Below are 3,963 nucleotides of genomic sequence, written 5' to 3'. Positions count from 1 at the left end.
TCAATTGTTCGTATGTGAGTTGAGTGAGTGAGTGAGTAACCTTGAGGGGCGGCAATGCCAAACTTTGAGGGGGGATTCAGCGGTAGGCTGGATCCCTTTTTCTTTTGTCTATCCGCAATTTCATCCTTCTAGCCAACCTCCCGTCACCTATTCAGGGTTTAATGGATGGAAGCTGATTTCGAGGTTGCTTTGTCTGAGTCTACTGAGCCTAAAAAGTCATCCCGTTCCTTAGCCCGAATTGCCAGCATTGTCGCGGCAGCAACCCTGATTAGTAAAATTTTCGGGCTGGTGCGTCAACAGGCGATCGCCGCTGCCTTTGGCGTAGGTCCTGCCGTGGATGCCTATAACTATGCCTACGTCATCCCTGGATTTCTGCTGGTCTTGCTTGGGGGGATCAATGGCCCCTTTCATAGCGCGATCGTCAGTGTCGTTGCTAAGCGAAAGCAAGAGGAAATTGCGCCGCTGGTGGAAACGATTACCACCCTCGTCGGCGGTGTGCTGCTGCTGGTTAGCGTTCTGATCGTCCTGTATGCCGATCCACTAATGAGTGTAGTGGCTCCCGGTTTGAATCAAACCCCAGAGGGTCTGGAAATTCGGGCGATCGCCGTTCAGCAACTTCGAATTATGGCACCGATGGCGTTACTAGCGGGGTTGATTGGGATTGGCTTTGGAACTCTGAATGCTGCGGATCAGTACTGGCTTCCATCGGTTAGTCCCCTATTTTCCAGTGTTTCGGTGCTCGTGGGTTTAGGCATTTTGGTTGCCCATTTGGGAACAGCGATTACTGACCCTCAGTATGCCTACGTTGGGGGAATGGTATTAGCCTGGTCTACCTTGGCGGGGGCTGCGCTGCAATGGTTAGTACAGGTGCCTACCCAGTGGCGATCGGGGTTAGGACGCTTGCGCCTGAGATTCGACTTTGGGCAGTCGGGCGTTCAGGAGGTGATGCGGATTTTGGCTCCGGCTACCTTCTCGTCCGGCATGATGCAGATTAACGTCTACACCGATTTGTTCTTTGCGTCCTATATTCCTCAAGCGGCGGCGGCACTTGGCTATGCCAATTTATTAGTTCAAACGCCCCTCGGCATCATTTCCAACGTCATCCTGGTGCCGCTGTTGCCTGTCTTCTCCCGGCTGGCCGAGCCAAGTCAGTGGGGAGAACTCAAGCAGCGGATTCGCCAAGGTTTAGTACTGACAGCGCTCACTATGCTGCCCCTGGGCGCGATCATTATGGCGTTGGCGTTTCCGATTGTGCAGGTCATTTACGAGCGGTTTGCCTTTGACCAAGAGGCATCGGTACTCGTGTCCTATGTGCTATTTGTCTACGGCTTGGGGATGTTTTTCTACCTAGGTCGCGATGTACTTGTGCGGGTGTTTTATGCCCTAGGGGATGCGGACACCCCCTTCCGGGTGAGTGTGTTCAATATTTTTCTGAATGCGCTCCTCGACTTTTTGCTGATTAAACCCTTTGGCGTTGGCGGATTGGTGCTAGCGACGGTTGGGGTGAATATCACGTCAATGCTGGCCTTTCTGTGGATTTTGGATCGGCGTTTGCAGGGGTTGCCGTGGCGGGAGTGGCTGGTTCCCTTTGTGCAATTGACCGGGGCTAGTGTGGCCGCTGGTCTATCGGGATGGGGCGTGTTGACATTGCTGGAGCGATCGCTCCCCCTGGAAGGCTTACTGGCTCAATTAATTGAACTAGCGCTAGGGGGAGGTATTGCCCTCGGCGTCTTTGCCTTGATTGCCAGTCGGCTTGGATTACCGGAATTTGATCTACTCGTGGAGCGGCTGCGAGGACGGTTCAGACGTTCATAGTGCCTTATACCGTTTCTCCTAAATTGGGCTACAGATGCCAACGCGTAACCTAAGGTATGAGACGGCTTTCGTAACTCAAAACTTAAACCTCAAAACTGAGAACTGGTATTAGAACAGCATCTCTAGCTCTAACGCTTTTACATTGATCTGGTATACATGACCGCGATCGCCCTTCCAGGTGGAAATCCACAATTGATAATCGTCTAGGGTTGCCATCGCCGTAATCGGTTCGGGGCTATTCACCCGCCCTAGCACCTCACCATAGGTATTGATGAACACTAATTCACCCAAGCGACTCGCAGCGATAAATCCCCAACTGGTCGCCGCGAGATGGGCTGCTTCGATGCCCAATCCGTAGCGGGAGAGGCGATAGGGCTTCAGTTCGATGACGACCAAGCAATCCGGATTTTGTTCATCGACGGCTATAAGCTGATAGGGCTTTGGAGTCGGAATCATGGGTCGCGTTAACACAGGCAGGAGCATTGTCCCGGCGCGGTTTCCCCGACGGGTAAAGACCTCAACCAAGATTCCATGACGCTCTTTGCTAACGTTGCCATTGGTCATGGGAACGGTTTTTGGAATCACGCGCGAGATCAGCACCACATGTCTGGAATCCAACGCAATCAGTTGGCTGGGAAGGTAAGATTGACCTGCTTTGGGAATCGCGATGGGTGCCGTATGGAGTGACCACTGAGCCGATGACTGAGGAATCGGCAAAAACCATAGCTCGCTTTCAGCCAAGGCAGACGGCAGCGTGGCGATCGCCGCCCAACGTCCATGGCGTTCTACAGTTGCTAAAAACGGTTGATTGAGCGCTGCAATTTTCTGGGGCACTGAACTAGGACGGACGATCGGCCAAAAGTAGAGTCCCCGGTGTCCCATCACCACCTTACCCTGGGGACACAGCCACGCTTGCTGAATCGGCTCCGGCAGTTGGTAAGAAATCCAGGATTTGCTGCTTTCCTGACTAACCTGTTCTGGATGACACAGGACATCCATGCTGCTGCCTGCAATACGACCAATGCGATCGCCCGCTTGCTCTGGGGTGTGGAGACGCAGCACGTCTGATTTTTCTTGGTAGGTCACTAATGCGGAAACGGGACTCGTGATCACAACCTGATACTGCGATCGCAACTCACTGGGGGCAACCGTATGCAAGGGCTTCAGCAGCGGATCAAGCTTCCCCTGCAGAGATATCCAATAGTCCATCTCGGTGAACGGTAACAATTCCGCCCGCATCTCTTGAACAGAACGGTACCGTCGGGCAGGCAGCTTTTGCAGCGCTGTTTGAATAATCGGTTTACATTCCTCTGGAATAGTGGCTGGAAACACAACGGGATTATTCAAATGGGCGTTCATTAAATCCCCTGGCGTTCCTGAAAAGGGACGATAGCCCGCCAGTAACTCAAACAGTAAAATACCCACCGCATAGATATCGGATGCAATCGAGTACTGCCCATAGAATCGTTCTGGAGCCATGTACGCGGGCGATCCGGTATTACCCGAAAAATGGGCTGATATCTCTTGACTCAAACGCGCCACCCCAAAATCCGAGATTCGTGCGGTCCATCCATCAGGCCGCAAATCCAGCAGAATATTTTCTGGCTTGATATCACAATGCACGATGCCTTTACTGTGGGCATGGGCTAACCCCGCCAGAATATCAACTATCAACTGCATGCGCTGCGTCATCCGCAAATGGACATCATCCGCCATCAGGTTACGGAGTGTTCCCCCCGCGCAGTAATCCATGACGAGGTATCGTCCTGTGGGCGTATGCTCTAGAGCCTTACACATCACGATATTTTCATGCTGTAGAGTCAGCAGAAATCGGAGTTCGCGCAGAAATTTGTGGGTCGAGAACCATTCTTGTTCTAAGTTCTTCAGCGCGACGAGTCGCCCTGTTTTGCGATGAACGGCGCAATAGACCCGACCAAATTGTCCCTGATCGACTAATCCCAAAAGTCGATACTGGGAACGCTTCAATTCCGTTCCAGACTGTTTAAGCACGAGAGTTCAACACAGATGTGACGTGAGCGTGAGATGAATCAGGAGCATCAGCGATCGCGACAGGATACAGGCCGTATCCTAAGCCTCGAAAATAGAGGATGAGAATAAATAGAGGATGAGAATAGACATTTTAGCTAC

The 3,963-nt window shown here is 52.3% G+C and carries 2 protein-coding genes; one reads left to right on the top strand and one right to left on the bottom strand.

Annotated features, from left to right (window positions below; genetic code table 11):
• The first annotated feature begins 165 nt into the window (after positions 1 to 165).
• Positions 166 to 1,815 carry a murein biosynthesis integral membrane protein MurJ gene (murJ, locus tag IGR76_08380; GenBank protein ID MBF2078523.1) on the top strand — a complete coding sequence of 550 codons (1,650 nt, stop codon included), beginning with the start codon at positions 166 to 168 and terminating at the stop codon, positions 1,813 to 1,815.
• Positions 1,816 to 1,923: 108 nt separating this feature from the next.
• Here murJ and IGR76_08375 read toward each other — a convergent pair whose 3' ends face one another.
• Positions 1,924 to 3,801 (bottom strand): serine/threonine protein kinase, encoded by a 1,878-nt coding sequence (locus tag IGR76_08375; protein MBF2078522.1) that lies wholly within the window; start codon positions 3,799 to 3,801, stop codon positions 1,924 to 1,926.
• Positions 3,802 to 3,963: the final 162 nt, after the last annotated feature.

It is taken from the genome of Synechococcales cyanobacterium T60_A2020_003, assembly GCA_015272205.1.
Taxonomy (GTDB): domain Bacteria; phylum Cyanobacteriota; class Cyanobacteriia; order RECH01; family RECH01; genus JACYMB01.
This window is presented reverse-complemented; position numbering and strand designations above follow the sequence as displayed.

Bases quoted from the DNA above. Each gene is read 5' to 3' on its own strand.
- murJ (MBF2078523.1), top strand. From the start codon at position 166: ATGGAAGCTGATTTCGAGGTTGCTTTGTCTGAGTCTACTGAGCCTAAA.